This is a genomic window from Gordonia sp. NPDC003950 (assembly GCF_053605205.1).
Map to the genome: position 1 here is coordinate 1 of NZ_JBSGIT010000049.1, position 6,686 is coordinate 6,686.

At 62.6% G+C, this 6,686-nt stretch carries 6 protein-coding genes and 1 pseudogene; 4 read left to right on the forward strand and 3 right to left on the reverse strand.

Features of this window, described 5'->3' with window-relative positions:
* Positions 1 to 513 precede the first annotated feature (513 nt).
* Both ACWETB_RS23650 and ACWETB_RS23655 read right to left on the reverse strand, forming a co-directional pair.
* Positions 514 to 897 (reverse strand): hypothetical protein, encoded by a 384-nt coding sequence (locus tag ACWETB_RS23650; RefSeq protein ID WP_223372675.1) that lies wholly within the window; start codon positions 895 to 897, stop codon positions 514 to 516.
* A 214-nt stretch (positions 898 to 1,111) separates the two neighbouring features.
* On the reverse strand, positions 1,112 to 2,128 hold the full coding sequence (locus tag ACWETB_RS23655; RefSeq protein WP_005195135.1) for a helix-turn-helix domain-containing protein: 1,017 nt from the start codon (positions 2,126 to 2,128) through the stop codon (positions 1,112 to 1,114).
* A 100-nt stretch (positions 2,129 to 2,228) separates the two neighbouring features.
* On the opposite strand from ACWETB_RS23655, the gene ACWETB_RS23660 reads away from it, so the two are divergent.
* Genes ACWETB_RS23660 through ACWETB_RS23675 form a run of 4 tightly spaced genes read left to right on the forward strand, consistent with a single transcriptional unit; the run spans position 2,229 to position 5,833 of the window.
* Positions 2,229 to 2,549, forward strand: coding sequence for a 2Fe-2S iron-sulfur cluster-binding protein (locus ACWETB_RS23660; RefSeq protein WP_005195134.1), 321 nt, complete (start codon positions 2,229 to 2,231; stop codon positions 2,547 to 2,549).
* A 25-nt stretch (positions 2,550 to 2,574) separates the two neighbouring features.
* Positions 2,575 to 3,966, forward strand: a complete 1,392-nt coding sequence (locus ACWETB_RS23665; RefSeq protein WP_005195133.1) for a cytochrome P450 — start codon at positions 2,575 to 2,577, stop codon at positions 3,964 to 3,966.
* Positions 3,963 to 5,162, forward strand: coding sequence for an NAD(P)/FAD-dependent oxidoreductase (locus ACWETB_RS23670; RefSeq protein WP_005195132.1), 1,200 nt, complete (start codon positions 3,963 to 3,965; stop codon positions 5,160 to 5,162). The genes ACWETB_RS23665 and ACWETB_RS23670 overlap by 4 nt, the downstream gene beginning before the upstream one ends.
* On the forward strand, positions 5,159 to 5,833 hold the full coding sequence (locus ACWETB_RS23675; RefSeq protein ID WP_005195131.1) for a transglutaminase-like domain-containing protein: 675 nt from the start codon (positions 5,159 to 5,161) through the stop codon (positions 5,831 to 5,833). The genes ACWETB_RS23670 and ACWETB_RS23675 overlap by 4 nt, the downstream gene beginning before the upstream one ends.
* Positions 5,834 to 6,055: 222 nt before the next feature.
* Here ACWETB_RS23675 and ACWETB_RS23680 read toward each other — a convergent pair.
* Positions 6,056 to 6,592: pseudogene (locus ACWETB_RS23680) on the reverse strand (integrase core domain-containing protein); the annotation flags it as partial.
* Positions 6,593 to 6,686 lie beyond the last annotated feature (94 nt).

Here is a 6,686-nt window from a genome sequence, read left to right on the forward strand (position 1 = left end):
CCCCCCACACTCTGACTGCGACCACCGACAAGCGTGAGACGTCAACGATGTCCCGACGACACGACGTCAAGCATGTCCCGAGCCCTTACACGTCAGCATCGCCAGATTCGCGAGGATGACGAGCTGGATTACGTCTGGCTGTCAAGCGACGTCACCCCTGAGGGCGGCATGTCTCATGGAATGGGGCACTCCGGTGAAGGGGTGTTGGCCACTGCCGGAGAAGAAGCCGTAGCTGTTGGCTGAGCAAATCTGGTGCAGGACCAGATCGAGCGGACGGGGATTCAGTGGCCCCGCGGCCGCACGGGAGGCGCCATGGGCGCAGTTCTCATCGGAGGGATAGCAACATGGAGTGGCCGCGACGGCGAGCAAGCAGCGATCGGCTCCCTCTCTGCCTGACTTCGAACCATCGGCCGTCCGCGACATCGGCGGACGTTCGGCGCCGACAACTCGTCCTACTCTGACACGTTTCCTTACCAGCTAAAGCGGCTGTGGCAGAGTCGGTCATGCTCGGTGTCAAATGTATTCGTCACGGGTGCGCGTCTTGGCTGAGGGGTAAAGATGGCGCCCGAGTCGTCCTCCCGCGCCGGCCGGCATCATCCTCGGCCCCATGTCGTATTCGGCAAGCGGGAAATTGCGGCTAGTTAACATTAACATGGCGTGATCGTCGTCACTCGATGCGGCGAATGGCCTCGTTACGTGACGTAGCAGGCCGCCCAGATTGTCGGTCGGTCGGGCAGTTGGTGTGCGAAAACCGTCGTCGGTGATCATGATCTCGCGGTCGAGGGTGACGACCGAAACATTCTCGTGGCGGTATCGCATATGTGCGTCTATCAAACGTCGTTGCTGCGGTGTTGCAATGTCCCGAAGGCCCGACTGGATTCGTTCGGTGAATGCCATAACGGTGGCTAGAACGAACCGGCTGGTGTCCTCGGCGAGGCGGCAGACGTTGAGGTGTGGCTGAGAATTGCCGCGTAGGCGATGCTGGCTGACTTGTAACGACCGTGCGCTTCGGACGGGGCGGGCCCGGGTTACCGTATCGAAACGTTATGAACCAGTCGCGAAATTCGTTGTGGTGTAATCAGCTGACGCCCCGATTGGGCTGGTCGAGCATTCATGCGGCTGGCGGGCGTGCACGTCGAAGTCGAAACTGCGACGGGGAGCAGCCGACCCACCGAGCAAACGCATGAGAAAAGCTTGCGACGTCGCAGTACCCCAGTTCGGTAGCAATCTGGCCGATTCCGACGCCGGGATCGAGAAGTCGGAGGATGGCGTGCTCCTGCATGAATTGCTGTCGTAGGCGGCGCAGGGTGGTGCCCTCGGCGTGTAGGTGCCGTTTGAGTGTGCTTACCGATACCGACAGCTCTGCTGCGATCCGACTAGCGTTGACTCGAGCAGGGTCTGCATCAAACTGGGCTCGGACGCGCTGCGTGTACGAGTTGTGACGCCGCTGATCGCAGAGCCGTCGCAGTTCGGCGGTACCGATCCGGTAGGCGACGGGATCGGAAAAGCGGCACACCTCATGAAGCGCCTCGGCTGGTATGCGAACAAATGACGCTGGCGCATCGAAGACGACTCGATGCCCTATCTCTCCCACGTTCAGCGGCTCGGTCGGCGCCGGGCAGGTCAGGTGTAACTCTGCTGAGGACACATCTCCTGTGAGTATTTTCACCAGACGCAGAACGGTCAGGCCCCCATAAGTGACGGCAAAGCAGTCGGTACCCGCGCTGTCGGTGCGCCCTGCGAGACCGATGGTAAGACCACTGGCGCCATGATGAAAGTCCGCACTTAGCGCCGTCGAGATCAACGGCAGAAAACGAAGCAACTCGACGATGTCAACGACCGACCCGGCACTGACCAGCGGCAGGCTCAGTGGACCGAAGGAGGTCAGCTGAGCGTGCTCAGCGAATGCGAGGCCCAGCCGAAACCCGTCGTGCGGCCCCATCGTCGGATACACGTCATGAAACCATTGCATCGGCACCTGCGCTTCTTGCGTGATCAACGTTCTGAGGTCGGTGCCCTCCTGGGCCATTATCCGACCGAATGCGCTCGTCGCCTCCGTGCCCAGCGCACCGCTGTCGAGAAGCTGTGCAAACGCCAACGGGGGCACACCGGATTCACCGAGGGTCACGTGAGCCAGATTAACAACAGATTGCGACGTTCACACATGGATCGGTCGGGATCCGCACATTCACACTCAAGGGGAACCTCATACGTGCAAGGAGGTGGCCATGGCCACGATCACATACATCACCCACGATGGAGACGACTACGAAGCCGATCTCGTGGAGGGGAAGTCGCTCATGCAGACCGCCGTCGACGAAGCCGTCCCCGGCATCGACGGTGATTGTGGTGGCGAAGCGGCCTGCGGTACGTGTCACGTCATTGTCGACCCGGCGTGGATCAAGACCGTCGGGCGCAGCGGCGAGGGCGAGGAAGAGATGCTGAGCATGCATCCGGAACGGGAAGGAACCTCGCGGCTGTCCTGCCAGATGATCGCGACTGAGGAGTGGGACGGCCTGACTGTTCGCCTCCCGGAATTCCAACTCTGACCCGCAACGACGAAGGAATGCAATCATGAGCATCGCAGCCACCGTCGCCGAGAAGGCGCAATCAATGATCCCGATCGACCTTCAGATCCGGGGGGCGCATGTCTATGACAAGACCCGCCGAATCGTCACAAGGACCGACGGCCAGAAGATCTTCACCGAGACCCCGATCCCGCCGGTGGACGAGGTCGATCTCGCCGAAATCGACCTGAGTAACCCGTTCCTGTATCGCCAGGGTATGTGGCGCTCGTACTTCGAGCGTGTCCGCAACGAGGCGCCGGTGCACTTCCGTTCGGAGAGCCCCTTCGGTCCGTTCTGGTCGGTCACGCGACACGCCGACATCATCGCGGTCGACAAGAATCACGAGGCGTTCTCCGCCGAACCGTTCATCATCATCGGCAGGCCCCCGCGTTTCATGGACATCGCGATGTTCATCGCGATGGATCCGCCCCGGCACGACAAGCAGCGCGCCGCAGTGCAGGGCGTGGTGGCTCCGAAGAACCTTCGTGAGATGGAGGGGCTCATCCGCGCGCGCGTCCGCGAAGTCCTCGACGGCCTCCCACTCAACGAGCCGTTTGACTGGGTCCAGACTGTGTCGATCGAACTCACTGCACGCATGCTCGCGACGCTACTTGACTTCCCTTACGACAAGCGGCACAAGCTGGTCGAATGGTCCGACCTCGCGACCTCGATGGAGCAGGCCAACGGCGGCCCCTCGGACAACGACAGGGTCTTCCGTGAGATGGTCGCGATGGCGCAAGGCCTGAGTTCGCTGTGGCGGGACAAGGCGGCACGTACCGTGGCCGGCGAAGAGCCTGGCTTCGACCTCATCACCATGCTGCAAAGCAACGAGGACACCAAGAACCTCCTCGACGATCGCCCCATGGAGTTCCTCGGTAACCTCGTGCTGCTGATCGTCGGCGGCAATGACACGACCCGCAACTCCATGAGCGGCGGAGTGCTGGCCCTCAACGAATACCCCGAGCAGTTCGAGAAGCTCAAGGCCAACCCCGACCTCATCCCCAACGCGGTGTCGGAGATCATCCGCTGGCAGACCCCTCTTGCTTACATGCGCAGGGTCGCCAAGAAGGACGTCATGCTCGGCGGCCAGTTCATCCGCAAGGGTGACAAGGTGGTGATGTGGTACGCCTCGGGCAACCGAGACGAGCGCGTCTTCGAGCGTCCAGACGAGCTCATCATCGACCGGGCCAACGCCCGCAACCACATCGCGTTCGGTTTCGGTGTACACCGCTGCATGGGCAACCGGCTCGCCGAGCTCCAGCTACGCATCCTGTGGGAGGAGCTCCTCCCTCGCTTCGACAACATCGAGGTGGTGGGTGAGCCGGAGTACGTGCAATCGAACTTTGTCCGTGGGATCAGCAAGATGATGGTTCGCCTGACCCCCAAGGGGGAAATGTGACGGCTGATCAGGTCGTCATCCTCGGCGCGAGCCACGCCGGCGTCCAACTCGCGGGCGCTCTCCGAAAGGAGAAATGGGCCGGGGATGTCTTGCTGATCGGCGACGAGGGCAGGCTCCCCTACCAGCGTCCACCGCTGTCCAAGGCATACCTGGCAGGTGCATCACAGCTTGATGACTGCGCGATCCGCGGACGTCAGTTCTACGACAAGCAGCGGATCGAGCTCGTGGACGGAACGGCGACGGCGATCAACCGTTCCGCGCACACCGTCACCCTCAACAGTGGAGACGTGGTGTCTTACGCCACGCTGGCACTGTGCACCGGCGCGCGCGCCCGCGCGCTGACCGTTCCGGGCGCCGAGTTGACGGGCGTCCACTACTTGCGCACCGCCACCGACGTCGAGGCCATCCGTGCCGCGGTGGTGCCAGGTTGCCGGGCCGTCATCGTCGGCGGCGGCTATATCGGCCTGGAGACGGCCGCCTCACTTCGAGCTCAGGGTGTGGACGTCACTGTTCTCGAGGCTGCGGAACGCGTGCTCGAGCGGGTGACCGCGCCGGTGGTCTCGAGGTTTTTCGACCGTACCCACCGGACCGAGGGTGTCGATGTTCGCACCAGCGCGTTGGTCGAGGGTTTTCGCGGGGAGGGGCGAGTCGAAGAGGTGGTGCTCGCCGACGGTGAGACCCTGGCCGCGGACCTCGTCATCGTCGGTGTCGGCATCATTCCCAACACGGATCTCGCGGTCGCCGCGGGCCTCGAGGTTGACGACGGAGTCATCGTCGACGACCATGCACGCACCAGCGACCCCGACATCGTCGCCGCCGGCGACTGCGTCAACCAACGGATCGCACGGTACGACAGGCGCGTCCGCCTCGAATGTGTGGCGGCCGCCACCGAGCAGGCCAAGGTCGCGGCAGCGACCATCTGCGGCAACGAAGCCGGTCTCACCGCGCTGCCTTGGTTCTGGTCCGATCAATACGATCTGAAGCTGCAGATCGCCGGGCTCAACACCGGGTACGACGAGGTACTGGTCAGCGGTGACCCTGACCACGACCGTGACTTCACCTGTTACTACTTCAACGACGGCGAGCTGATCGCCGCGGACTGCGTCAACAGACCCAAGGATTTCATGAACGCGAAGCGTACGATCGCACAGCGTTCGTCGCTCGACAGGTCCGAACTGATCGGAGCCACACCATGACCACATCACCCGCGGCAGCGGAAAGGCCGGCGGCGGCGCTCACAGCATCGACCTTCCTCGACATCCATCACGCGACCGTGCAGGCCTTCACCCAAGACGCGGTCGGCGACGCGGACACCGATCGCGAGAAGGCGCGGCGCCTCTTCGCCGCAGTCCGAGACCAGATCCGTTACGACCCCTACACCGTCTCTGACAAGCCCGATCATTACCGGGCCAGCCATGTCATCGAGTCCGGACGTGGGTACTGCGTACCCAAAGCGGTCGTACTGACAGCCGCGTTCCGCGCGGCAAACATACCGGCCCGGCTCGGCTTCGCTGATGTACGCAATCATCTGCAGACCGACGCGCTGCGCGAACTCATGGGAACCGACGTCTTCGTATATCACGGATACAGCCACGTCTACATCGAGGGGCGCTGGTTGAAAGCTACACCCGCGTTCAACATTGAATTGTGCACTCGATTCGGGGTCCCACCTATCGACTTCACCGGCGATCGCGACGCGTTGTTTCACGCGCACGCGGCGGACGGCTCCGCGCACATGGAGTACGTGCACGAACGCGGCGTCTACAACGACTTGCCCCTCGAGGAAATCCTGGCGGGCCTGCGGCATGCCTACGGCCCTCTGATCTTCTCGGGACGGCCAGCTCCGTCCGACGCATTCCGCGCATAGTGTGCGCTCCGGCGGGCTACCGCCGCAGGTTACTGCCCGCTCGAACACCCGTGCCACCACCTGTCGGCCAGATCCCGTCGCACAGTGTCCACCACCACTAGGGAGACCATGACAATGTCCGAGTCATTGCTCGACACCTATCCACACCGAATGGGCGGCCATTGCGGCTCCAGCGCGATGCGCGACTTGATGGTGAGGGGGACCCGTTTGGTGGTCCAGTCGCTATGCGGCTTGGGATTGGTGGGTCGTGGTCCACTGTAGAGCGAATTCAGCGGGGCTGAGTTCGCCGTGGGCGCTGTGGGGCCTGGCGGTGTTGTAGTCGGTCCTCCAATCCTCGGTGATCACTTGGGCTTCGAGCAGAGAATCGAAGCGCCACGAGTTGAGCAGTTCATCGCGTAGTCGACCGTTGAACGATTCGATCCAGCCGTTCTGCCATGGCGAACCGGGGTCGATGAACAAGGCTCCGGTGCCGGTGAATCGGCACCAGTCGCGTACGGCGTGGGCGACGAATTCGGGGCCGTTGTCGAACCGCACGTAGACCGGCGCCCCGCGGGTCAAAGCCAGCGTGTCAAGGACTGCGACCACTTGGTCGGCGTCGATTGACCTGCCGATCTCGATGGCCAGGCACTCTCGGGTGTACTCATCAATGATGTTGAGTAGCTTGATCGTACGACCATCAGCGAGGGTGTCGAATTGGAAGTCCATCGCCCAGATCACGTTCGGCCGGATAGGACACATCGCCCCTACGGTGACACCGATGATCCACCCCGGCTTTTCCGGAGAGCTCAGGTTGTGAGTGCCCCCTCCGGATTGAGGGTGCGCATGTGATCGTAATGGAGTCGCTCAGCGTGGT

Excerpts from the sequence above, each read along its gene's own strand:
- ACWETB_RS23650 (WP_223372675.1), bottom strand. The coding sequence starts at position 897 with ATGGCATTCACCGAACGAATCCAGTCGGGCCTTCGGGACATTGCAACA.
- ACWETB_RS23660 (WP_005195134.1), top strand. The coding sequence starts at position 2,229 with ATGGCCACGATCACATACATCACCCACGATGGAGACGACTACGAAGCC.
- ACWETB_RS23665 (WP_005195133.1), top strand. The coding sequence starts at position 2,575 with ATGAGCATCGCAGCCACCGTCGCCGAGAAGGCGCAATCAATGATCCCG.
- ACWETB_RS23675 (WP_005195131.1), top strand. The coding sequence starts at position 5,159 with ATGACCACATCACCCGCGGCAGCGGAAAGGCCGGCGGCGGCGCTCACA.